This window comes from Simplicispira sp. GW247-4R2A (assembly GCF_059424465.1).
The window spans coordinates 83,480-105,987 of sequence record NZ_JBWKZM010000003.1; the positions used below are offsets into that span (position 1 = coordinate 83,480).

Annotated in this window: 25 protein-coding genes; 8 read left to right on the forward strand and 17 right to left on the reverse strand. The window is 68.3% G+C overall.

What is annotated here, in order from left to right:
* Positions 1-6 precede the first annotated feature (6 nt).
* The 11 genes from AC07ZH_RS03395 to gspG all read right to left on the reverse strand — a co-directional run bounded on the left by AC07ZH_RS03395 (position 7) and on the right by gspG (position 9,629).
* Positions 7-231 (reverse strand): AbrB/MazE/SpoVT family DNA-binding domain-containing protein, encoded by a 225-nt coding sequence (locus AC07ZH_RS03395; protein ID WP_119109045.1) that lies wholly within the window; start codon positions 229-231, stop codon positions 7-9.
* Between the two features lie 62 nt (positions 232-293).
* Positions 294-1,682 carry a GspE/PulE family protein gene (locus AC07ZH_RS03400; RefSeq protein ID WP_495198558.1) on the reverse strand — a complete coding sequence of 463 codons (1,389 nt, stop codon included), beginning with the start codon at positions 1,680-1,682 and terminating at the stop codon, positions 294-296.
* Positions 1,682-3,958, reverse strand: a complete 2,277-nt coding sequence (gene gspD / locus AC07ZH_RS03405; protein WP_495198559.1) for a type II secretion system secretin GspD — start codon at positions 3,956-3,958, stop codon at positions 1,682-1,684. Before gspD ends, AC07ZH_RS03400 begins: the two co-directional genes overlap by 1 nt.
* Before the next feature lie 13 nt (positions 3,959-3,971).
* Positions 3,972-4,817: a type II secretion system protein N gene (gene gspN / locus AC07ZH_RS03410; protein WP_495198560.1), complete on the reverse strand. Its 846-nt coding sequence runs from the start codon at positions 4,815-4,817 to the stop codon at positions 3,972-3,974.
* Positions 4,818-4,835: 18 nt separating this feature from the next.
* Entirely contained in the window at positions 4,836-5,399 is a 564-nt protein-coding gene (locus AC07ZH_RS03415) for a type II secretion system protein M (protein ID WP_495198561.1), read from the reverse strand.
* Positions 5,400-5,460: 61 nt separating this feature from the next.
* Complete coding sequence (gspL, locus tag AC07ZH_RS03420; RefSeq protein WP_495198562.1) at positions 5,461-6,690, reverse strand: type II secretion system protein GspL; 1,230 nt, start codon at positions 6,688-6,690, stop codon at positions 5,461-5,463.
* A 34-nt stretch (positions 6,691-6,724) separates the two neighbouring features.
* Positions 6,725-7,693 carry a type II secretion system minor pseudopilin GspK gene (gspK, locus tag AC07ZH_RS03425; protein ID WP_495198563.1) on the reverse strand — a complete coding sequence of 323 codons (969 nt, stop codon included), beginning with the start codon at positions 7,691-7,693 and terminating at the stop codon, positions 6,725-6,727.
* On the reverse strand, positions 7,690-8,388 hold the full coding sequence (locus AC07ZH_RS03430; protein WP_495198564.1) for a PulJ/GspJ family protein: 699 nt from the start codon (positions 8,386-8,388) through the stop codon (positions 7,690-7,692). The genes gspK and AC07ZH_RS03430 overlap by 4 nt, the downstream gene beginning before the upstream one ends.
* Entirely contained in the window at positions 8,385-8,759 is a 375-nt protein-coding gene (gene gspI / locus AC07ZH_RS03435) for a type II secretion system minor pseudopilin GspI (RefSeq protein ID WP_495198565.1), read from the reverse strand. The genes AC07ZH_RS03430 and gspI overlap by 4 nt, the downstream gene beginning before the upstream one ends.
* Positions 8,759-9,205, reverse strand: coding sequence for a prepilin-type N-terminal cleavage/methylation domain-containing protein (locus AC07ZH_RS03440; RefSeq protein ID WP_119109037.1), 447 nt, complete (start codon positions 9,203-9,205; stop codon positions 8,759-8,761). The genes gspI and AC07ZH_RS03440 overlap by 1 nt, the downstream gene beginning before the upstream one ends.
* Positions 9,180-9,629, reverse strand: a complete 450-nt coding sequence (gene gspG, locus AC07ZH_RS03445; RefSeq protein ID WP_119109036.1) for a type II secretion system major pseudopilin GspG — start codon at positions 9,627-9,629, stop codon at positions 9,180-9,182. Before gspG ends, AC07ZH_RS03440 begins: the two co-directional genes overlap by 26 nt.
* Before the next feature lie 59 nt (positions 9,630-9,688).
* Between gspG and AC07ZH_RS03450 the strand changes: the two genes are divergently transcribed.
* Both AC07ZH_RS03450 and AC07ZH_RS03455 read left to right on the forward strand, forming a co-directional pair.
* Entirely contained in the window at positions 9,689-10,132 is a 444-nt protein-coding gene (locus tag AC07ZH_RS03450; protein ID WP_495198566.1) for a type II secretion system protein N, read from the forward strand.
* Positions 10,133-10,227: 95 nt separating this feature from the next.
* Positions 10,228-11,619 (forward strand): sensor domain-containing protein, encoded by a 1,392-nt coding sequence (locus tag AC07ZH_RS03455; protein ID WP_495198567.1) that lies wholly within the window; start codon positions 10,228-10,230, stop codon positions 11,617-11,619.
* Positions 11,620-11,632: 13 nt separating this feature from the next.
* Here AC07ZH_RS03455 and ruvC read toward each other — a convergent pair whose 3' ends face one another.
* On the reverse strand, positions 11,633-12,181 hold the full coding sequence (gene ruvC / locus AC07ZH_RS03460) for a crossover junction endodeoxyribonuclease RuvC (RefSeq protein ID WP_495198568.1): 549 nt from the start codon (positions 12,179-12,181) through the stop codon (positions 11,633-11,635).
* Positions 12,182-12,357: 176 nt separating this feature from the next.
* On the opposite strand from ruvC, the gene AC07ZH_RS03465 reads away from it, so the two are divergent.
* Both AC07ZH_RS03465 and AC07ZH_RS03470 read left to right on the forward strand, forming a co-directional pair.
* On the forward strand, positions 12,358-12,804 hold the full coding sequence (locus AC07ZH_RS03465) for an SRPBCC family protein (protein WP_495198569.1): 447 nt from the start codon (positions 12,358-12,360) through the stop codon (positions 12,802-12,804).
* A gap of 84 nt (positions 12,805-12,888) precedes the next feature.
* On the forward strand, positions 12,889-13,731 hold the full coding sequence (locus AC07ZH_RS03470) for a fumarylacetoacetate hydrolase family protein (protein WP_495198570.1): 843 nt from the start codon (positions 12,889-12,891) through the stop codon (positions 13,729-13,731).
* A 2-nt stretch (positions 13,732-13,733) separates the two neighbouring features.
* Here the strand turns inward: AC07ZH_RS03470 and AC07ZH_RS03475 are convergent, their stop codons facing one another.
* From AC07ZH_RS03475 to AC07ZH_RS03495, 5 genes are read right to left on the reverse strand one after another with little or no spacing between them, the layout of a single operon-like run.
* The gene (locus tag AC07ZH_RS03475; RefSeq protein ID WP_119109030.1) at positions 13,734-14,465 is read right to left on the reverse strand and encodes a transglycosylase domain-containing protein; all 732 of its coding nucleotides are present in this window, start codon (positions 14,463-14,465) and stop codon (positions 13,734-13,736) included.
* On the reverse strand, positions 14,462-15,337 hold the full coding sequence (aroE, locus tag AC07ZH_RS03480; RefSeq protein WP_495198571.1) for a shikimate dehydrogenase: 876 nt from the start codon (positions 15,335-15,337) through the stop codon (positions 14,462-14,464). The genes AC07ZH_RS03475 and aroE overlap by 4 nt, the downstream gene beginning before the upstream one ends.
* 58 nt (positions 15,338-15,395) lie before the next feature.
* A complete protein-coding gene (locus tag AC07ZH_RS03485; RefSeq protein WP_495198572.1) occupies positions 15,396-16,259 on the reverse strand; it encodes an energy transducer TonB in 864 nt (287 codons plus the stop codon).
* Positions 16,256-18,346, reverse strand: a complete 2,091-nt coding sequence (locus AC07ZH_RS03490) for a ribonuclease catalytic domain-containing protein (protein WP_495198573.1) — start codon at positions 18,344-18,346, stop codon at positions 16,256-16,258. The genes AC07ZH_RS03485 and AC07ZH_RS03490 overlap by 4 nt, the downstream gene beginning before the upstream one ends.
* A gap of 57 nt (positions 18,347-18,403) precedes the next feature.
* Positions 18,404-19,165: a metallophosphoesterase gene (locus tag AC07ZH_RS03495; RefSeq protein ID WP_495198574.1), complete on the reverse strand. Its 762-nt coding sequence runs from the start codon at positions 19,163-19,165 to the stop codon at positions 18,404-18,406.
* 153 nt (positions 19,166-19,318) lie between these two features.
* On the opposite strand from AC07ZH_RS03495, the gene AC07ZH_RS03500 reads away from it, so the two are divergent.
* The 4 genes from AC07ZH_RS03500 to AC07ZH_RS03515 all read left to right on the forward strand — a co-directional run bounded on the left by AC07ZH_RS03500 (position 19,319) and on the right by AC07ZH_RS03515 (position 22,507).
* Positions 19,319-20,038 (forward strand): RNA polymerase sigma factor, encoded by a 720-nt coding sequence (locus AC07ZH_RS03500; RefSeq protein WP_119109475.1) that lies wholly within the window; start codon positions 19,319-19,321, stop codon positions 20,036-20,038.
* A 152-nt stretch (positions 20,039-20,190) separates the two neighbouring features.
* Positions 20,191-20,784: a ferritin-like domain-containing protein gene (locus AC07ZH_RS03505; protein WP_495198575.1), complete on the forward strand. Its 594-nt coding sequence runs from the start codon at positions 20,191-20,193 to the stop codon at positions 20,782-20,784.
* On the forward strand, positions 20,781-21,191 hold the full coding sequence (locus AC07ZH_RS03510) for a c-type cytochrome (protein WP_495198576.1): 411 nt from the start codon (positions 20,781-20,783) through the stop codon (positions 21,189-21,191). Before AC07ZH_RS03505 ends, AC07ZH_RS03510 begins: the two co-directional genes overlap by 4 nt.
* 83 nt (positions 21,192-21,274) lie before the next feature.
* Entirely contained in the window at positions 21,275-22,507 is a 1,233-nt protein-coding gene (locus tag AC07ZH_RS03515) for a c-type cytochrome (RefSeq protein ID WP_495198577.1), read from the forward strand.
* Position 22,508 lies beyond the last annotated feature (1 nt).

Sequence of the window (22,508 nt, forward strand, 5' to 3'; positions counted from 1 at the left end):
CGGGGCCTACTTGGCCAGTTCGTGCAATACCGCGCGCCGCTCACGCATGATGTCGCGGGCCAGTTTCATCTGGGCTTCGAAATCGGGGTTGTGCGTGGTGATGCGCAAGCCGTCAGGCGAATCGGTGACGTAGAGTTCGTCGCCCTTGGTCAGGTCAAGGCGTGCCAGCAATTCTTTGGGAAAAATGGCGCCGACTGAATTTCCGATTTGGGTGAGTTTGAGCGTGTGCATAGCAGCGGTTCGAAGTTATAACGTATGTTATGCCTTCGCGGGCGTCGCCGTCAACCACATGTTCAATCCCGCGTCACCCGCAGCACTTCCTCCCGGCTGATGACGCCCGCGGCAATCAGGCGCTCGCCGTCTTCGCGCATCAGTTGCATGCCGCCGGCCAGGGCCGCGGCGCGCACGTCGGCCTCCGACGCCCGGTTGTGGATCTGCGCGCGCAGCGCGTCGGTGGTCACGAGCAGCTCGAAGAGCCCGGTGCGGCCGCTGTAGCCCGTCTGGCCGCAGGCATCGCACCCCTGGCCGTGGCACGCGGTGCAGGTTTTGCGCACCAGGCGCTGCGCCAGTACACCAAGCAGCGAACTCGACAGCAGGAAGGGTTCCACCCCCATGTCGGTCAGGCGGTTGACGGCGCTGGCGGCGTCGTTGGTGTGCAGTGTTGCCAGCACCAAATGGCCGGTGAGGCTGGCCTGGATGGCGATCTGCGCGGTCTCGAAATCGCGAATCTCGCCGATCATGATCACGTCCGGGTCCTGGCGCAGGATGGCGCGCAGAGCCTTGGCGAAGGTGAGGTCGATCTTGGCGTTGACCTGCGTCTGGCCGACACCGGCCAGTTCGTACTCGATCGGGTCTTCCACCGTCATGATGTTGGCCTGCGCCGCGTCCAGCCGGCCCAGCGCCGCGTACAGGGTGGTGGTTTTGCCCGAGCCGGTCGGGCCGGTCACCAGCACGATGCCGTGCGGCTGCCGGATCAGGCCCTCGAAGCGCGCCAGTGTAGGGCCCTGCATGCCCACGGCTTCGAGCGTGAGGCGGCTCTCGCTTTTGTCGAGCAGGCGCAGCACGGCGCGCTCGCCATGGGCGCTGGGCAGGGTGGAGACGCGCACGTCGATGGCGCGTGTGCCCAGGCGCAGGCTGATGCGGCCGTCCTGCGGCAGGCGTTTTTCGGAAATATCGAGGTCCGCCATGATCTTCAGGCGGCTGATCAAGGCCGCATGCAGTGCGCGGTTGGGTTGCACCACCTCGCGCAGCGTGCCGTCCACGCGGAAGCGCACGCTCGAATGGCGCTCGTACGGCTCGATATGAATGTCACTCGCCCCATCGCGCGCCGCCTGCGTGAGCAGGGCGTTGAGCATGCGGATGATGGGCGCGTCGTCGGCGGCTTCGAGCAGGTCTTCGACGGCCGGAAGCTCCTGCATCATGCGCGAGAGGTCGGCGTCGCTTTCCACCTCGCTGACCACCGTGGCGGCGCTGGATTCGCGCTGCGAGTAGGCGGCGCTGATGCGTTGTGCGAGGGTGTGGGCGTCGAGCGGCTGCAGGCGCTGCACCGGGTATTTGCGCAGCACTTCGCTCAAGGGCCCGGCTTGCGGCGCCGGGCCGTGCCACAGCACGAGCTGCTCGCCGTCGGCTTCCAGCAGCAACTGGGCTCCGCGCGCAAACGCATAGGGCAAAGGGTAGGCCATCAGTTGCCTGCGGGGAAATCGGGCTGTGTGACGATGTTGGTCTGCGTCGCAGCGGGCCGTGCGGGCAGCGGCGGCAGGACCGGCGCGCCCGACACCGGGTGCAGCAGCGTGCTCGGCGTGGGCTGGGCCTGTTGCTGCAGCGCGCGAATCGCCTCGTAGCGGTCCACCGTCAGTGCATTGCTGGCGGCGCTGTCACGAATCACCGTGGGCCGCAGGAAGACCATCAGATTGGTCTTGTTGCGCGAGCGGTTTTCGCTGCGAAACAGGTTGCCGACGACCGGGATGTCGCCAAACAACGGCACCTTGTCTTCACCCGAGCTGTAGGAATCTTCCAGCAGGCCGCCAATGACGATGATGTTGCCGTCGTCCACCACCACGTTCGATTCGATGGAGCGCTTGCTGGTGGTAGGCCCGTTGGCATTCGTGAGGGTGCTGCTGTCGATCTTGGACACTTCCTGGTAGATGGACATTTTGACCGTGCCGTTTTCGCTGATCTGCGGGCGCACCCGCAGCACGAGGCCCACGTCCTTGCGCTCGACGGTGGTGAACGGGTTCACCGTGCTGGTTCCTGCGCTGGCGGCGTACGAGCCGGTGACGAAGGGCACGTTGTTGCCGATGATGATGCGGGCCTCCTCGTTGTCCAGCGTCATCAGGTTGGGGGTGGAGAGCACGTTGGCGTCGCCACTGTTTTGCAGGAAATTGGCCAGCGCCCCCAGGTAATACTGGCCATTGATGCGCGGCGCCAGGGCCAGGTTCAGGCCCTTGCCCAGTGTGCCCAGGGCAGTGGCCGCAGTGGTCGTGGAGCCGCTGGCCAGCGCTGCCGTGATGTTCACGATGTTGGCGCCCGATTGGGCCGAGTTGGTGCCGATCACGCCGATGGTGCCGTCGCCCTGCTTGCCCAGGATGCCCTGCCACTGGATGCCGAACTCGGCCAGCTTGCTGGCCGTGACCTCGACGATCAGGCTCTCCACCAGCACTTGCGCTCGCCGGCCGTCGAGTTGGTCGATCACGGCGCGCAGTTGCCGGTATTGCGGCTCGGGTGCCGTGATGATGAGCGAGTTGGTGGCCGGATCGGCCTGGATCTGCCCGCCGGTCGACGGCGCCGTGTTGCTGGCGCCGCTCAGATTGCCGCCCCCGGTGCTCAGGCCGCCGCCGCTGCTGCTCCCCATGCCCGTACTGCTGGCCGAGGCGGTATTGGTGCCCGCCGTGGCGCTGTTCAGGCCGCTCGTGCTGCTTGCCGCAGGTCCAGGGCTGCTGCTGCTACTGGAACCGGAACCTCCGCCCGCCGCCATGGCGGCGCGCAGCGTGGCGGCCAATTTGGTGGCGTCGGCATTCTTCAGATACACCACGTGAATGTTGCCGTTGGCTGCGCTGCTGCCCGGTGCAGGCGCCTGGTCGAGCTTTTGCACCAGCGCACGCACTTGGGCCAGGCGCGCCGGGTTGGCGGCGCGCAGGATCAGCGAGTTGCTGCTGGGGTCGGCCAACAGCGTGGTTTTGAAAGCGCTGTCCGTCTGGCTCTGCGCGGCGCCCGGTGTCGCCCCGGTGGCGGAGGAGGTTCCCCCCTCGATCAGCCGCGCCACCAGGGGCGCGAGGTCGGAGGCGATGGCGTTCTTCAGCGGAATCACTTCCACGTCGCTGGCGTTGGAGACGTCCATCGCGGCGACGATGCGGGCGAGCCGCTGCAGGTTGTCCGCGTAATCGGTGATCACCAGCGAGTTGTTGCCGGGGTTCACATTGATGGTGTTGTTCGGGCTGATGAGCGGGCGCAGCACCGGCACCAGGTTGGCGGCGTTCTCGAAATTGAGCTTGAAGATCTGCGTGACGATCTGCCCGCCCCCTGCCGCGGCTGGCGCGCCGCCCTGCCACACGCGCACGCTGCTGCCCTGGAGTTTGCCTTCCGCCTCGGGCACCACCTTGTAGAGTCCGCCCGCTTCGACCACCGTGTAGCCCTGCAGGCGCAGCGCCGCCAGGAACTGCTCGAAGGCGGCTGCTGGCGTGACCGCACGCTCGGTCGCCAGATTGAGCTGGCCCTTGACGCGCGGGTCCACCACCACGTTGCGCCCGGTGATGGTGGCCATGGTGCGCGCCACGGCTTCGATGTCGGCGTTGGCGAAGTTCAGCGTGACCGGCTCGCCTGGGCGCACGCTTTGCGGGTTGGGCGTCGCAGAAGTTTGGGCATGAATTTGGCCTCCAGCGCTTATCAATAAAGCGCAAGCAGCTATTGAAACAATAGTGGGATGCCAATGGCGCGGAATGTACTGAGCGGGGCTGGACATAAGTTTTGCGGTGTTAGCCGAGCGAAATGAGTGAGCGCGCGCCTACGCGGCGCCCGATGATGTTGAGCAGATTCGACAGCGCCGGCTCGCGCCCCGGCGCTGCCTGCGCCTCGCCGGCAAAGCGCAGGCGCTGGCCCACCCATTGCCCGCTGCCCGAGAGCTGCAGCGCACCCGCCAGGGTCGAGAGCTGCAGCGTGGGCGCCTCGCCTCCGGCCAGCGCCAGCCGGTAGCTGCCCATGGGCCGCAGCGTGGACAGGCGCGAGGACACGTCCAGGGCGTCGAGTTGGGCCGATCCGCGCAGCACCACGCGGCCGCGCACCGATTCGATCACCAGGCCTTGTGTTTGCAAGGCGAGTTGGCCCTGCAGTTGCAGTGTGTTCCAGGGCGTTCCCAGGCCCGTCAGCACGGCGGCTGGCCAGCGGCTTTGGCCGTCGGCCAAGGCCAGGCGCAGGCCGCCCCAGCGTGGCTGTACCTGCAGCCGCAGGGGCGCCTGCGTGCAGCAGTCGGCCGAAAATTCGGCTTGTAGCCCGCTCCAATTCGGACGCAAGCGCCAGTGCACACGCCCCGGCAAGGCAGTCGTGCTTTGGCTGTCGCTGCCGCCCGCCAGCACCAGTTGGGCCGAGCCGTTCCAGACGCTGCCGCGCGCTGCCGCCAGTTGCAGCTGCGCGCCGCTGGCGCGCTCCACGCCCACGGCCATCCAGTGCGCGGGCAGCGCCGCGAGCAACGCGCCGCCGCCGCCCAGCAGCGCACCGGCGAGCGCCCAGCCCCAGGGTGCGTGCGGCGCGGTGCCCGGCGCGCTGCGGCCCCGCAATGCGCTGCGCGTGCGCGGGCGTGAGCGGGAGAAGGGGGTGGTGGCCATGCAAAGACGTGTGCGGATCTACTGCGCGGGCAGGGCGAACACGATGGCACCATCCCAGCGCGCTTCGCCTGCAGGGGGGGCTTTAGGGGGCACTGCACCCGCTACCGGCTGGGTCGGCGGCTTGGCGCTGCTGCGCGTCAGGTGGGCCTCTACCGGCACGCTGCGCGCATTGCCACGCACCTGGGCCAGCCAGGGGGCGATGGCCGCAGCGGGCACGCCTTGCAGGCCAACGGTGGCGCGCTCGCCCATTAAGCTGACCCGCGCGCCGGACCCCAGTGCCGCCGTGGCGCTTTGCAGCGCACGCTGGGCCTCGGCCTGGCTGGGGCGGGTGCTGGCGTCGGCTTGCAGCAGGCGGGCCTCGGCGGCCAGCGTCTGCATATGTTCGAGTTGGGCGTCCAGCGCGGCATGGCGCGCGGGCGCCTCGCGCAGGGTGCGCAGGGCGGGTGCCAGCAGCCACCACCACGCCAGCGCCGCAGCCACCAGCAGCGCAGCGGCGAGCACCAGGCGGCGTTCGCGCGGGGCCATGGCGTCCCAGCGGGTGCGCCAGGCGGGGCGGGCGGCGGCGGTACTGGGCGTGCTCATTGGGACACCTCGGTGCAGCGCCGTGCGGTGCGCGCTGGGTGGGGGCGGTTCGGCATTGCGCTCATGGCCGGCCCGCCAGACGCAGCCACAGGCTGTCGTTCGCGCTGCTCAATTGGTAGGCCTGTGCCTGCAGCGCATTGCCTGCCGCGGCCTGGGCTTCGGCCGAGAGCGCCAGTCCCCGCAGTTGCAAAGCGCCTGGGCTGTAGTCGATGGCGCTGGCGCCGCCCTGTGTAGCCAGCGCGCTGCCCGCAGCCGCCAGCATGGGTTCCAGGTCGGCCGGCGCCAGGGCCCCGCTGGCCTGGCGCAGCAGCGCCAGCTCGCGCTCCATTTGCAGCGGCGCATCGACCACCACCTTGATTTTGGGGAAGGTCGCGGTCAGCGTGTTTCTCACCGCCGCTTCTTTGGTCGCCAACGCCGAGCGCTCTTGCCAAGCCCAGGCGTTCAAACCGACGATTTGCGCCAGGACCAGCAGCGCGCCCGCCCAACGCGCCGCGCGCCACTGGGGCGCCTGCAGCAGTGCGCCCAGCAAGCCCCCCGCTTTGCGCATGGCACGGGTGCGGCCCGAGCTGGCCAGGTCGAACTGCGCCAGATCCCAGCGGCCGCGCGCGGCCTGCAGGGCACGGTCGCCGGCGGAGACCAGCGCCACAGGCCGGCCCAGGGTCTGCTCGGCCAGGCCGGCCACGGCGCTTTCGCTGGTGGCGGTGATCGGTTCGTCGCCTTGCGCCTGCGCGGGCAGCAGCGCCAGCGCCGCGGGCGTGAGCGGCAGCACGGCCACCGCGCCCTCGGGTGGCAGGCCGGTGGCCAGCACCAGCGGCGCCTCGGTGGTGCCGGCGAAGTGCAGGGCGGGGGCGCTCGCACCGGGCGCGATCTCGGGCACCACGCGCGCCACCGGGTGGCCCGCCGCCTCCAGGGCCTGCAGCGCGCCGCGCAGCCAGGCGCGGTCGCAGACCGCCACCCAGGCGCTTGCACCAGCCGCCGCGCCGGGCGCAAGCGCAAAGTGCAGGCGTGCGGGCTCGTCAAGCACATGGTCTTCCAGCAGACCTTCGAGCACGGCGCGCATGCGCGGACTGTTCAAGGCCACGCCAGGGGGCAGTTGCACGCGCTGCCACGACAGCGCCTGCGCCGGCACCAGCGCCACCAACTCGCCCGCAGCCCGGCCAGTGGCGGGCAGCAGGGCGGCGGTGGCGCGGCCGTGGCGGGTGATCTGGTGGCCGTCCTGGCTCAGCGCGAAGCTGTATTCAGAGCTGAGCGTGCCGTTGGCCAGAGGAAGGGTGAGGACAAGAATGCTCATGGGCGAATTTCGCGGGCCATTGTAGGGGTGTGGCTCAGGGAGTCGCGGCGGGCGCCAGGTCTGCCACGCGGGTGCGCCAGAGGGTGCTGACCTGGGTGCCGATGCGGTGCACCAGCGAGCGCTCCTTCACCACCGCGTCGCCCAGGCGCAATTGGCCCTGCACTTCAAAGTAGCTGCTGCCCACGCTCAGTTCGGTGGTAGAGAGCGTGGGCCGCGTGGGCAGCAGGGCGCGCACGTCTTCGAGCGATCGGAAGGGCCGCGTCTCGCGGGCCGTGCCCAAGCTCTCGGTGCCGGCGCGGTCCAGCCCATCAATGGCCGCCTGCAGTACTTCGGGGCTGGCGGTGTTGAGGTTGACAGGGGTGCGCTCGGGCAGCACGGTGACGTAGGGTGCCAGCAGCGCCGCCGTCGCCGTGGGCAGCCCCAGCCATGGCAATTGCTCGACTTGCTGGGGCATCAGGGGCGCGTCGCCGCCTTCCGCCACTTGAGGGGCGGTGGCGCGCACCAGCGCCTGCTCCAGCGTCTCCAGCTGGGTTGCAGGCAGGCCGAGTTGTGAAAAGAGCCGGGCAAACTGGGCGTGCACCGCGGGCTGAACCACACCGCTCGCCACCAGGCTGCCCACGTTCAGGCGCGATTGCAGGTCGATGATGCGGCCCGACAAAAATGCGTCCTGCGTGTCGGTGCTGGCACCGTTCTGCGCGTTGCCATCCTGCGCGGCGAGAAAGGTGGACAAACGGGCTTCTTCCAGGGGTACGGCCCAGGGCTCGGCCAGGTTGTCACCGCCCCCGGCGACCGCATCCTCGTGCAGGATCAGGCGCGACCAATCCAGGGCGCCGATCAGAATCCAGGCCGACTGGATGCGCGCGCGCTCGGCCGTCTCGATCTCGATGCTGCGCCACTGCTGCCACATGGCGGCGGCGGCAAAGGTGGCCACCAGGGTCACGGTGAGCATGGCGGCGAGCAGCGCGGCGCCGCGCGTGCGTGCACGTCCAAGGCGGCGGTTCACGATTTCCCGCCCCCATTCAGCGGGTTGACCCAGTCGCGCGTCAGGCGCCCGGCCAGTGCGTCGTTTGGGCCGAGATCAAGCTGCAGGCGAATGCCGTCGGGCACCAGCGCCTGCGCCTTGGCGGCGGGGCTCGCCTGGCCAATGCTTTGGGCGGTGGGCGTGCCGCTGCTCGAGAGCGGATTGCTCCAGGCATTGCCGCGGAAATAGAAAATCTGCCAGCCGGCCAGCGGCAGCAGAGCCACTTCGCTGCGTCGCTCAGCGTCGCCTGGGCTGCGGGCCCACACGGCGGCCTGGTCCCAGGCGCGCTGCAAGTCGCCGCGCGTGGTCACTGGCGCCGACTGCCAGCGCAGCCACTGCGTGGTGCCCGCCACCTCGCGCTGGCTCCAGGCCACTACCAAAGCGCCTGCGTCGCCCCCCGCGCTGCTGCGCCGTGTGATGCGCAGCGCCTGGCCGTCCCAGTCAATCGGTGTGGTGTAGGGCAGCGCTACCAGCGCATCCAGATCGGCGCCCCATTGGCCCAGCGCGGCCTGCAGCGTGAGCAGGGCGTCGCCCCGCGCCTTGGTCTGCTGCTGGGTGCGCACCATGCCGTCGATGCCGCGCCAGCTCATCAGGGCCATCAAGCCCAGCAGGGCGATGGCGATCAGCAGCTCAATCAGCGTGAAGCCGCGCGCAGATCGTGGGCCGCGCCGGTTCAACTGCGCCCCACGATGGTCGAGAGCCGCAGCACCGGCCCGCTCCGGCTGCGCACCTGGGCGTCGACGCGGCGAAAACTGGGGTTGGGCGTGGGCCGCACCACCAGCGTCAGGTCAAAGCGTTCGCTGGCCTGCTCGCAGCCTTGCACGCTCTCGCCAATGGCGGGCATCTGGCGCGACAGGCGCACCGCCACCAGCGCGTTTTCAGCGCACAAGTGGGCCAGCATGACGTCGGACTGGCGCGCGCCATTGCGCACCAGCGCGCCCGTGGCCTGGCTGCCCGCGAGCAGCGCGATGGCCACGATGCCCAGCGCCACCAGCACCTCGATCAGCGTAAAGCCGTGCGCCGGGGGACGGCGGAATGTGAATTTCATCAAGGCGCAGCCTGCACGGCAAAGGGCCGCAGGCCATCGGTCGCCACTTGCAGGCGCCGCTCCGGGTGGCTGGCCTGGCTCAGTACCACGGTTTGCGGTGGAATCAGCGGCTCCGGCCCCAGCAGCAGCGGTGCGGGGACGAAAGCGCGCGTATTGGGGTCCAGCCACTGCGTGGGCAGGGTGCTGCTGGCCGGCAGACCGTCAAAGTGAAATCCATTGGGCGCCAGGCGCCAGCGCACCGGCACCCCGGCCGCCCGCGACTGCGCCCGCGCCCCTTCCAGCAGCGCTGCCAGGCGGTCGGCCTCGCGCTCCAGCTGGGTTTCGGACGGATCGCGCAGCACCAGCGACACCCCGGCCGTGGCCAGGGCCATGATGCTGATGACGAGCAGCAGCTCCAGCAGGGTAAAACCGTTGGGCTTTTTACTGCCAGCTGCCAATATCCGCATCCTTGCCTTCGCCTCCCGATTGGCCGTCGGCGCCAAAGGACATCACGTCCACCTCACCCTTGATGCCGGGGTTCAGGTACTGGTAGGGCCGGCCCCAGGGGTCGTTGGGGAGCTTTTCCAGGTACGGCTTCCAGTTGGCGGGCGGCGGGCCGGAGCTAGGCCGCGCCACCAGCGCCTGCAGGCCCTGCTCGGCGGTGGGGTAGCGCTGGTTGTCCAGGCGGTAGAGCTTGAGCGCCTGCATCAGATTGGTCACGTCGGTGCGCGCCGCCGTGGTGCGGGCATCGTCGGCGCGGTCGAGCACGTTGGGCACGATCAGCGCGGCCAGCACGCCGATGATCACCAGCACCACCATCAGCTCGATCAGGGTGAAACCGGCAGCGAGGCGCCGGCGGGCGGTTCGGGCAAGGTTGAGGGCGAGGGTCATGGAGGTTGGGGCGGGCGCAAGAGCGCCGGGTTGCGTGTGCGCTGAATGATAATCGTGCGATGAGCCGCCTTACCCCCAGCCCCTGGCCCGTGCGCCTGAGCACGCTTGCCCTGTGGGCGCTGGCGGCCGCCAGCGCGGTGTTCTGGGGCTTGCGCCTGAGCACGCCGGTGTCCCCACCGGCGGCACCCGCCAGCCCCGCTCCCGTCGCCGCGCCGGATGTGCAGGCGATCGCACGGCTGCTGGGCGCGGTGCCGTCCCCCCTGACGCCCGGCGCGGCCACCACGGCCGGCAGCCGCTATGCCCTGCTGGGCGTGCTCACCGACCGGGATGGCACCGGTGGCGCGGCGTTGATTGCCGTCGCCGGGCAACCCGCGAAACCGTTCCGTGTGGGCGCGCGCGTGGATGGTGATCTGGTGCTCCAGGCACTGGGGCCGCGCGAGGCGCGCCTCGGTCCCTCCGGCGCTGCAGCCACGCTGACGCTGGCCTTGCCCGCAGAGCGGTAGGCGCAAGCAGCCAGTTCTGGCAGGCGCCAGCGCAGTGCGGCGCAGACCGGCACAATGGCCCGTCATCCACTGCCGAGCCCTTGCACGACTGTTTCATGCACGACATTTCTTCCCTGAAGGTGATCGACCTGCTGCTCGATGCCGTATGCATCGTGCAGGCAGACAGCCGGATTGTTTTCGTTAGCGCCGCGTTCGAGCGCATCTTTGGCTACACGCCGCAGGAAGTCGTGGGCCGGCGCATGCTCGATATGCTGCACCCCGAGGACCTGGCCGCCACGCAGGGCCAGGTCGCCAGCATCATGGCGGGCGATTTGCAGTTGCAGTTTGAAAACCGCTACCTGCGCAAGGACGGGCGCATTGCCCACATCCTCTGGACCGCACGCTGGCTGCCCGACCGGCAGGTGCGTCTGGCGGTGGCGCACGACATCACCGAGCGCAAGCAGCACGAGACCCGGCAGGCAGCGCTTTATGCCATCTCGGAAGCCGCGCATGCCGCACAAAACCTGGAGTCGCTCTTTGAGCACATCCACGGAATCATCGGGCGGCTGGTGGTGGCAACCAACTTCTCGGTGGTGCTGCGCGATCCCACCAATGGCGAGCTGCGCTATGCCTACCATGCCAACGCGCATGCGGCAGCGCCCAGCGCACCACTGTGCAGCGATTCGCGCTGCGCCGAGGTGGTTCGCACCGCCAGCACCTTGCTGATCACGCCAGACGCTCGCCATGGGGTGTCCGCACGGGTACCGCCTGCCGATATGGCGTCCCAGGCACGGTACTGGCTTGGCGTGCCTTTGCGCTCCGAGAGCGGCGTGATCGGCGTGCTGGTGCTGCAGAGCTACGGCGAAGAGGGGGGCTACACGTCCACGGATCAGGAGCTTTTGCAGTTCGTCTCGACCCAGGTGGCTACCGCCATCGAGCGCAAGCAAACGCACGAGCGCCTGCAGCAGATGGCGCAGTTCGACGCGCTCACCCGCTTGCCCAATCGCATGGTGCTGATGGACCGCTTGCAGATTGCCCTGGCGCGTGCGCGCCGCGATGGCACGCTGGTGTCGCTGCTGTTTGTCGATCTGGACGATTTCAAGCGCGTGAACGACAGCCTGGGGCACGCCATGGGCGACCTTTTGCTGCAACGGGTCGCCGGGCGCCTGCAAGGCTGTGTGCGCGCCTCCGACACCGTGGCACGCCTGGGTGGCGATGAATTCGTGGTGCTGCTCGAGAGCGGGCGCCAGAAGGAACATGCCCGGACGGTGGCGCAGAAAGTATTGGCCGCTTTCGCCCATCCGTTCGATCTGGAGGGCAGCGTGCTGCACATGCATCCCAGCATTGGCACGGCGCTTTATCCCGACGATGGGGGTGACGCGGCGGCCTTGCTCGGCCATGCCGATCGCAGCATGTACCTCTCCAAGCAGGAGGGCGGTAACCAGGTGCGCGGTGATGCGCCGCTGGCATCCGAGCCAGCGCACGGGGGCACGCGCTTTTCGGCTTGATCCGCGGCCAGCGTCAGTAGCTGCGTCCGCCCTTGTACATCGCGTGCTGGCGGCGGTGGAGCGTAGCCGCTTCGCCCAGCCGCGCCATGGCGGCCCCGGCATGGGCATGGGTGATGGCCATACCAAGAGCATCCGCCGCATCGGTTCCGGGCAGGCCGGGCAGGTTGAGCAGGCGGCGCACCATCTCCTGCACCTGGCTTTTGGCAGCGCGGCCGTGGCCGACGACCGCTTTTTTCATTTGCAGGGCGGTGTATTCGGCCACCGGAAGGTCGCGCGCCACCAGTGCCGTGATGGCCGCCCCGCGCGCCTGGCCGAGCAGCAGGGTGGACTGCGGGTTGACGTTGACGAACACGATCTCCACGGTCGCCACGTCGGGCTGGTAGCGCGCCACCACCTCGCTGATGCCGTCGAACAAGACCTTCAGGCGCCCCGGCAGATCGCCCAGCGCGAGCTGCGTGGTGCGGATGGTTCCGCTGGCCACATAGGCGAGTTGGTGGCCGTCCACGTCGACGACGCCAAAGCCCGTGGTCTGCAGGCCAGGGTCGATGCCGAGTATGCGCATGTGCTATTGAATAGTGAGCTATTTGCGCTTATGAAATAAGCGCTACAGGCCGATTTAACCAAAAATTTTGGTGCATGGGAAACGCGGTGGGCGTGCGCCAGCCATGATACGGGCGCGATTGCAGCGCGGCCTGCGTCCCTGCAAAATGAAGCCATCCGATTCTTGAGGAGCCTGACATGGAGACCGGCACCGTCCGCCTGCAGCGCGTGCTGCGCGCCAGCCCCGAGCGCGTTTACCGCGCGTTTCTCGACCCAGCCGCCATGGCCAAATGGCTGCCGCCGCATGGTTTCACTTGCGCGGTTGAGCATATGGACGCCACCGTGGGCGGCCACTACCGCATGGCATTCACCAACTTCGGCAGTGGCGAGAAGCACAGCTTTGGCGGCACCTATCTGGAACTGGTGCCTGGCGAGCGCATCCGTTACACCGACCGGTTTGATGATCCGAATTTGCCTGGCGACATGCAGACCACGGTGCAATTGCGCGCCGTGGGCTGCGGCACGGAACTCAATGTGCTGCAAGAGGGGCTGCCGGCCGTGATCCCGGTGGACCAGTGTCTGCTGGGCTGGCAGGAATCGCTGGTGCAGCTGGCACTGCTGGTGGAGCCGCAGATCACCGGTTGAGCGCGGGCCCAAGTCTTTAGCCCCTTTGGACCCCTTGGCCTTTTGGGTGCTTCCTATTTTTCCTGCTGACAGAAGAAAGAGACCATGCAATTTCTCCGCCTTGGCCCCATGGGCCAGGAAATCCCCGTGGCCCTGTGGCAGGGACAGTATTTCGACCTCCGTCCTGTGACGGCGGACATCGACGGCGCGTTCTGGAGTGCGCAAGGTGCAGAGCGCGTTGCACGGGCGCTGCAGCGCGGCGAGCTTTCCCAGGTGCACGACGTCCAGGCCCTGCGCGTGGGCGCGCCGGTGGCGCGGCCGCAGGCGCTGCTGTGTATCGGGCTCAACTACGCGGCGCACGCGGCGGAGTCCGGCATGCCGGCGCCGCAGCAGCCAGTGCTGTTCTTCAAGCACCCCAACACCCTGGCTGGCCCGAACGACGCGGTGGCCGTGCCGCGCGGCGCCACGCGCATCGATTGGGAGGTGGAGCTGGCAGTGGTCATCGGCCAGCGCGCCAGCTACCTGCCCTCGGTGGCGGCAGCACGGGCGCACATTGCCGGCTACTGCGTCGCCAACGACCTCTCTGAGCGGGTGTTTCAGCTCGAGCGCAGCGGCTCGCAGTGGGGCAAAGGCAAGTCCCTGCCCGGCTTCTGCCCCCTCGGCCCCATGCTGGTCACGTCCGATGAAGTCTTGCCAGACGGTCTGCGCATCCGCTCCTGGGTGAATGGCGAGCCGCGCCAGGATTCCTCGACCCGCGACATGATTTTCAGCGTGGACCAGATCGTGCACGACCTCTCGCAGTACCTGGTGCTGGAGCCCGGTGACGTCATCCTCACCGGCACGCCCGAGGGCGTGGCGATGTCGGGGCGTTTCCCATACCTACAGGCGGGCGACGTGGTGGAGCTGGAAATCGAAGGCCTGGGCCGGCAGCGCCAGCAACTGATGTAACCCTAAGGAAGCTCCGCGCTGGCCATGCGTCCCAGGATGGTGCGCGTGCGCCCGGCGATGTAGGCCGAGCCGGGGTTCTTCTCGAAGCGCTTGGGCGCCGGCAGCATGACGGCCAGGCGCGCGGCTTCCTGGCTGTTCAGGCGGCTGGCGCTTTTCCTATAGTAGCGCTGCGCCGCCGCTTCGGCGCCAAAGACGCCGTCGCCCCATTCCACGCTGTTGAGGTACATCTCCAGGATGCGCTGCTTGGAGAGCAGTCGTTCAAGCAGCATGGTCAACACGAATTCCTGGCCTTTGCGCAGCAGCGTGCGCTCGCCCGAGAGCAGCAGGTTCTTGGCCAGTTGCTGCGTGATGGTGGAGCCGCCGCGGATCTTGGCGGCTCGCACCGGGCGGTCCGGCGCGCGGGCGCTGGCCTTGGCGGCCTGCTGCTCGGCGCGGTTGTTGCGCTCCCAGGCCTTTTCGATGGCGTTCCAGTCGACGCCGTCGTGGTTGACGAACCCGTCGTCCTCCGAGGCAATCACCGCGCGTTTCAGGGGCTCGGCAATCTGCGCGTACGGCAGCCACTGCTGGTGCCAGTGCAAGCCGCCACCGTGCAGTTGGGCCCAGATCTCGCTGCGCTGAAAGCTGGTCGATTGCGGGTCCACCACGGCCATGGCGGCAATGCGCAACACGAAGAAGAGCTGCAGCGCGACCAACGCCATGGCCACCAGTGCCACCCAGCGCCAAACGGCTTTCATGGCCGCGCTGCGCCGGTCGCTGCGGCGGCGCTTGCAGTGCGCATCTCCTGCAGCACCTGCGCGCTGGGCGGGCGCACGCCGCGCCAGAGGGCAAAGGCTTCTGCTGCCTGCTCCACCAGCATGCCCAGGCCGTCGCGCGCCTGCGCCCCGCCGGCAGTGGCCCAGTCGAGAAAGCCCTGGGCTGCTGGGCCGTACATCATGTCGTAGGCCAGGCTGCCGGGGCGCAGCACCCGCGCCGGCACCGGTACCACGTCGCCCGCCAGGCTGCTTGCCGTGGCGTTGATAATGAGATCAAAATCATGCTCCAGCGCTTGTGTGGATTGCGCTAATAGCTTTGTTTTGTGTAGCACGGCCAGCGGCATGTGGGTCTGCACCAGCGCCTCGGCGCGGGCCAGCGTGCGGTTGGCCACCACCACGCGGCGCGGGCCGGCTGCCAGCAGTGGGGCCAGCGCCCCGGCCGCGGCGCCGCCGGCACCGATCAGCAGCACGTCGCGCCCGGCCATGCCAAAACCGGCATTGCGCGCAATGTCGGCCACCAGGCCCAGTCCGTCGGTGTTGTCGGCCAGGATGGCGCCGTTCACAAAGCTCAGGGTGTTGGCGGCGCCCGCCAGTTGCACGCGTTCGCTGCGCCGGGTGGCGGCGGCCACGGCTTCGAGCTTGAAGGGCACGGTGACGTTGCAGCCGCGCGCGCCCTCGGCGGCGAGCCGGGCAATGGCGGACGCAAAGCCGTCCAGCGGCACCAGGCGCGCCTCGTAGCGCAGGCGCTCGCCCGTCAGTTCGGCAAAGCGGGTGTGAATCCAGGGCGAGCGGCTGTGGGCAATGGGGTTGCCGAGCACGCAGTACAGATCGAAGGATGGGGCGGATGACGTCATGGTGTTTCTTCCTGGCGCAGGCATCTTGGCTGGCATGCGCCAGGGACGCCGGGGAGCGCTATCGCACTTCGGTCGTCAGTGTCTGGTCGCGCGTGAACTTGAAGCGCGAGACGACCGCGATCTGATCGGCCTTGGCACGCATCTCGGCGGTGAAGGGGCCAAAGGGGCCGGCGGCGCGGGCAATCGCCTCGGCACGGTGGTCCAGCAGGCTGTTGCCCGAGCCCTGGACGATTTCGGTTTCCAGCACGCGGCCGTCGTGGTTGACGGTGACGATCATGGTCAGCTCGCCATAGAGCTTTTGCCCGCCCTTCTCCGGAAAGTTCAGCGTGCCCTTGTCTTCCACCTTGCGGCGCAGGGCGTCGTAGTACACGGCGTAGGCCGCTTCGCGCGTGGCGGGGCTGATGTAGCGCTTCTTGGGTCGGGCGTTTTCTTCGTTGATGCGCCGCTCGATCTCGGCCAGGATCTTGACGAGCTGGCGGCGGCGCTCTTCCTGGGCTTTCTCGCCCTCGCTCTGGGCGGGTTTGCGCGGGTCGGGGGGGGGCAGCGCGGCGACCTGGCGGCGCAGTTGGGCGAGCAGCTGGGTTTGCTGCTCCAGCAGGGCGTCGGCTTTTTTCTGCGCGTCTTCGAAATCGTCGCCCACACGGGTGAGGGCCGAGTAGGGCAGGGGGCTGGTGGCGCGGCCTTTGGCCGCTTCGCCGCCGCCGGCCAGCGTTTGCTGGGCAATGGCCTGGGCCTTCTCGGGTGGCGGCTCATGGGTGCGGGCGTTGACCAGGATCACCTCCAGCGGCGTGTCCTGGAACACCCGGTCGAACTGCTCGGGTGCGACGAAGCGCACCGACAGCAGCAGCGCATGCGCCAGCACCGAAAACGCCAGCGTGATTTGCAGCGTGCTGAAGGTGCGGAGCGAGGCGGGCAGTTTCACGGCGCAGCAGCGTCGGCCGGGGCCGCTTCGGGTTCGTTCATATCCACCGCGATGGCAATCGGGCCGGCGACGGCGCTGTCGCCGTCCTCGCCATCGTCGCCACCCTCGTCGTCCACCAGGCCGTCGTCGCTGGTGTCCAGCGGATCGTCCAGGCGTTCGAGCACCGTGCCGTGCAGGTCGAGCGTGATTTCGTCCACCTCACCGAGCTTCACAAGCAGGCGCGCGCCGCGCGGCAGGTTCTGCGCGCCCAGCACCGGGAAGACCAGGGGCAACGTATCGGCGCGCACCAGAAAACTGCCGCCGGGGCCTTCCTTGAAGACCGTGGCCTCCAATTCGGTGATGCCGTTCTGCTCCAGGTATTTCAGCGTCCAGAAGCGCTCCATGCCCGCCTGGTAGCCGTTGTAGGCGCTGTAGGTGGCGTCGAAGTTGCTGATGATGGAGAACAGTTCGGCGTCCTTGGGCTTGAACGGCGCGGCCAGCGCTGCCGTGGCGCCGTGGCGTGCGCAGGCAATGATCTGCCACTGGTTCACCAGATCGACATAGCGGCGCAGCGGGCTGGTGGCCCAGGTATAGCTTTTCACGCCCATGCCGGCGTGCGGCAAGGCCTTGGTGCCCATGCGCACCTTCACGCCCGGCGCCATGCTGGCCTGGCTGCGGTAGATGCCGGGAACGCCCAGGCTGGCGAGCCACTGGCCCCAGGTGCTGTTGGCGACGATGGCCGCCTCGGCGACGATGAGGTCCAGCGGGGCACCGCGCTGGCGGGTGGTGATCTGCACGGTTTCGCTGCCACTCGGCTCGCCGCCCTCTCCGCCCACGAGGCGGAAGTTGTAATCCGGCCGGTTGAAGTTCTCGGGCTTGCCGCGCACCACTTCGCGCCCGGCTTTGAGTTTCTGTGCCAAACGGTGCAAGAAAGATAGCTGAGGGCGTAGGCCGGATAAGCGCTCAGGCGTGTTTTCGACCTCAATACTCGGGTCGGCCAGCCAGGCCTCGGTCACGATGTGGTCGAGCTGGTCGTGGCGCAGGTTGGCCACCACGGGCACGCGCTCCAGACGCGTCTCGGTGGCGGTGATCTCCAGCGTGGCTTCGTCGATCGTGCAGTACAGCGACACGGCGGGGTTGGCGCGGCCCTCGTCCAGCGTGTAGATCTGCACCACGCTGTCCGGCAGCATGGTGAGCTTGTAGCCGGGCATGTAGACGGTGGACAGGCGCTGGCGGCCGAGCTGGTCGATGGCGCTGCCGGGCGCAATCGCCAGGCCCGGCGCCGCGATGTGGATGCCCAGTGTCACCGTGCCGGTGCCCAGCCCAGTGACAGAGAGCGCATCGTCGATTTCGGTGGTCTGCGAATCGTCGATCGAGAACGCCTGCACCTCGGCCAGCGGCAGATCGGCCGGCGGCTGCGGCGCATCGAGCGCAGGGAAGGCCGTGCCCTTGGGGAAGTTGTCGAACAAAAAGCGCTTCCAGTGGAACTGGTAGCTTGAATCAATGGCCCCCGCCTTTTGCAGCAGGTCGAGCGGCGCGGTGTGCGTGGCGCGGCTGGCTTCGACCACGGCCTTGTATTCGGGCGCGTTCTTGTCGGGTCGAAACAGGATCTTGTAGAGCTGTTCGCGGATCGGCGCCGGGCAAACGCCTTGCCCGAGTTGCTCGGCCCACTCGGCAATCTGTGCCAGAACGGCCTTTTTCTTCTCGATGGCGGCCAGCGCCTGCTGCAGGATGTCGGCCGGTGCTTTTTTGAAGCGCCCCTTGCCCGCGCGGCGGAAGTAGTGCGGTGCCTCGTACAGGCGAAACAGCGCGGCGGCCTGCTCGGTCAGTGTGGCGTGCTCGGAAAAATAGTCGCGTGCCAGGTCGGCAAAGCCAAATTCGCCTTCGGGTGCGAATTCCCAGGCGAGCGGCAGGTCGATGGACTCGGCCAGTGCCTGGGCCTGCGCGAGCAGTTCGGCCGGCGCGGGCTTCTCGAACTTGAGCAGCAGGTTGGCGGCCTTGACCTTGACTCGCTTGCCCGAGTCGAGCTCGACCTGGGCAGAGGATTCGGCTTCTGACAGGATGCGGCCGGCGAAGAACTTGCCGGAATCTTCAAAAAGTGCGTGCATTGGCCGAATTGTCCCATGGCCGCCCGGGCCGCCATCGTCGTCCTGGCTAGTGGGTTTTTAGACTTCAATCAGCAGGCCGGGCGCGAATTGCGCGTTTTCGACCACGCCTTTGGGCGCATAGCCGCGCGGGTTGGCCACGACGCGCGTGGCGCCCACCTGGTAGTCGCAACTGTGGTGCACGTGGCCGTGCAGCCACAGGCGGGGCTGCCAGCGCAGGATGTGCGCTTCCAGGTTGGAGACAAAGCAGGCGTTCAGCGGTGAGCCGACAAACTGCGGCGCGATGCTGCCGGGAGAGGGCGCAAAGTGCGTGACCACGACCGTGGGGCCATCGAAGGGCTCGGCAAAGCGTGCTTCGAGCCAGGCGACGGACTGGTCAAACAGCATTTGCGAGGCGGCGGGCGTAAAACGGTCCGGGAAATCCGGGGTCAGACCGATGCGGCTGAAGTCGCGCACGAAGGCCTGCGCCTTCTGCAGGCCTTCCTCGCGCTGCGCGGGCGAGTCGAACAGCCGGTAATCCGACCACAGCGTGCAGGCCAGAAAGCGCACGCCGCCATGGCGCCATTCCTCGCGTTCCAGCACGCGCACCGGGCTGCCCTGCGCCTCGGTGCGCAGGGCAGCCATGGTGCTCACCAGGTCGGAGCCATAGAACTCGTGGTTGCCAGCGACGTAGAGCGTGGGCTGGCTGAACCGCCGCGCCCAGGCCATGCCTTGCGCAGGGCGTTGCAGGTCGCCGGCCAGGACGACGACATCGGCGTCTGTGTGCGGCAGTTCCAGGGGCTGCACGGACAGGTGCAGGTCGGAGAGCAGAGCGATTTTCATGGGCGAATTCCGTGACAGCGAGACAGGGTCCATTCTGGCCCGGAGTCGGAAGCCGGCCTGGGCATGCGGCCATTGCGGATATCCGGACGGCTGTCACCTTTTTGGGATCCTCAGCGTCCAATGGTCACAAGCCCCCAAAAAAGCGAGTCCACCATGCAGTCCTTGTCCCTAGCCAACGCTCTGCCCACCGTTCCCACCCTTCGTTCCGACGAGCAGCTGGTGGCGAGTGCTCTGCAAGGAGAGCAGAGTGCCTTCGAAGCCATCATGCGGCGCCACAACCGGGTGCTGTTCCGCGCAGCGCGCGGAGTGGTCTCCGACGACGCCGAGGCGCAGGACGTGGTGCAGGAAACCTATTTGCGCGCCTTTACCCGGCTGCGGGATTTCCAGGGGGGCGCATCGCTGGCGACCTGGATGGCGCGCATTGCCATCAACGTCGCGCTGGACGTGCTGCGCAAGCGCAACCGGTCGGTGCCGCTCGACTCCCACGATCTGGACCACGAGCCTTCTCCGGAGCACATGATGTCCTTTAGCGCTCCCGCGGGCGTATCGCCCGAATCCGTGCTGGCGCGCACCGAGCTGCGTGCCCTGCTGCAGTCCGCCATCGAGGGGCTGCCGCCCATCTACCGCAGCGTGTTCATCCTGCGCGCCGTGCAGGAAATGAGCGTGGACGAGGCGGCGTATTGCCTGCAGGTGAGCGACGCCGTCGTCAAGACCCGCTACCTGCGCGCCCGCGCCCTGCTGCGCGATGCGCTGGGCGCGCAGATTGAGGCGCATGCCGAGAGCGTCTTTGCCTTTGCCGGCGAGCGCTGCGACCAAGTGGTGCGCCATGTGGTGGCCGAGCTGCAGCAGCGCCATCTCATTGCGCGGCACTGAGCGCGGCCAAAACACCCCTCTGGCGACCCCGTCCTGTCTGGCCGTACCGCGCGTACGGCCTGCAGCGCTGCGCCTGACCAGAGCCACCTTGTTCAAATTTGCCGGCCGTTCCAGATGCCGGCGCAACGGTTCATCAACCCACGGAGAAAACCATGAAGAACCCTTCCATTTACGTCCCCTCGCAGGCCTTGTTTCTCTCGCGCCGCCGCGCCATGTCGGCATCCGGCGCCGCCGTGCTGTCGGCCAGCGCCGTGGCCTTGCTGGGCGGGCGCGACGCGCTGGCCGCTGGTGCCAAGGTGAGCGCCCAGGAGCTGGAGGCCGATGTGCGCATCCTCAATACCGCCCTTGGCGCGGAGCTGGAGGCGGTGGCGGCCTACCAGGTGGGCGCGGAGAGCGGCCTGCTGAGCAAGGCGGTGCTGCCGGTGGCCGTCGCGTTCCAGGGGCACCACAAGGAGCATGCGGCGGCCATTGCCGGCACGGTGCAAAAACTCGGCGGCAAGCCCGTGGTGGCCAAGGAGAAATACCACTTTCCCGTGGAAAAACTCAAGGTGGAAGCCGACGTGCTGCGCTTCGCGGCGGGTCTGGAGCGCGGCGCCATCTCGGCCTACCTGGGCGCCGTGCCCCTGTTCGCCGACCGTGCGCTGGCGCAGGTTGCCGCGAGCATCCTGGGCGACGAGGCCATGCACTGGGCCGTGCTGCGCCAGGTCCTGGGCGAGGCTCCCGTGCCTTCGGCCTTCATGTCATGAAGCCGCGCCAGCTTGTCGTGGCGCTGGGGCTGGCGGGCGGCTTGCTCGCCGCTGGTGCCCATGCGGCGCCGGATGCCGCAGCGCTGGCGCGCGGTGAGCAGGTGTACGCGCGCTGCGCCGCCTGCCATGCGATCGAGGGCAACCGCACGGGCCCCCAGCACTGCGGGCTGTTTGGGCGCCATGCTGGCACCGCTCCCGGCTACGACGCCTATTCCAAGGCCATGCGGGAGAGCCCATGGGTGTGGGATGAGAAGACGCTCAACGTCTTCCTGAAAGATCCCATGAAAGCGTTGCCCGGAACCACCATGGGCTATGCCGGGGTGAAGGACGCCGCCGAGCGGTCGGACCTGATCGCCTGGCTGAAGGAGGCCACGCAGCCCGGCGCGGCGTGCAAGCCCGTTCCTTAGTGCTGCCGCAAGCGCAAGGCTTGATCCGGCATGCAGCCGCGCCGCTGGGATGCTGGAATCCATGAACAATGAGGAGAAGAGACATGAAACATGCAGGTGGTTGGGCACGCCGCTCGTCGGTGTGGCGTCTTGCAGGAGCGATCGGGGTGACCGCAGCGGCTGTCGTCGCCTGCGGTGGGGGAGCTGCGGTCGATGGCCCGGATGCCGCCCAGGCGGCGTTGGCTGCGCAGGGGCGGGACATCTTCCGCTACGACACGTTCGGCGATGAGGCCCAATGGACCGACGCGCTCGGGCTGCACGAGGTCATTGCGGCGGCGGTCGATCCCGTCACCGCCTTGTCCGTCGGACTCAAGGTGGATGCCGAGGCGCTGCCCGCTGCCGTGGTGGCAGGCATCCAGGACGGCAGCGTGGACCTGAAGGATCCGGCCACCACGGTGGCGCTGCTCAAGCTCAATGCAGTGGTCGGCGTCCGAGGGACCGTGGAGACGGTCAACGGGGTGGACAAGCTCGTTCGTGTCGGCATCACCTGCGCCCTGTGCCACTCGACGGTGGACAACTCCTTCGCCAAGGGCATTGGCAGGCGCCTGGACGGCTGGCCCAACCGCGACCTCAATCCGGGGGCGATCATCGCCTTGTCTCCGGCCGTGGATGCGGCGACGAAGGCCGCACTCAACAGCTGGGGGCCGGGCAAGTTCGACCCGCGCCACAACATCGATGGCCTGAGCAAGCCGGTCGTCATTCCGCCCGCCTATGGCTTGGCGGGTATCCACCGGATCACGTTCACCGGCGATGGCGAGGACATCGCCTATTGGAACCGCTATGTGGCCGTGGCCGAAATGGGCGGGCTCGGCACGGTCTCGGAGCCGCGCCTGAACCTGAGCGTGACCCATGGCAGCGAGGACCTGGTGAGCTCCAAACTGCCTGCGCTGCAGGCCTACCAGCTCACGCTCCAGGCGCCGCCGGCACCCGTGGGAAGTTTTGACCCCGCCGCCGCCACGCGGGGCCGGGCCGTCTTCGAGGGGGCCGGAAAATGCGTGACCTGCCACAGCGGCAGCACTTTTACGGACGCAAACACCCGGCTGCATCCGCCGGCGGATTCCATGGCCGAACCCGAGAGTCCCAGCTATGCCGCTCGCTCCGCCACGCGCCAGTACCGCACCGCGCCCTTGAAGGGCGTTTGGCAGCACGCACCCTATTTCCACGACGGCTCGGCCGCCACGCTGGACGAGGTGGCGCAGACCTACAACACCCGGCTGGGCCTGGGGCTGAACGCGCAGGACGTGTCGGACCTGGCCCAGTACCTGAAATCGCTGTGAC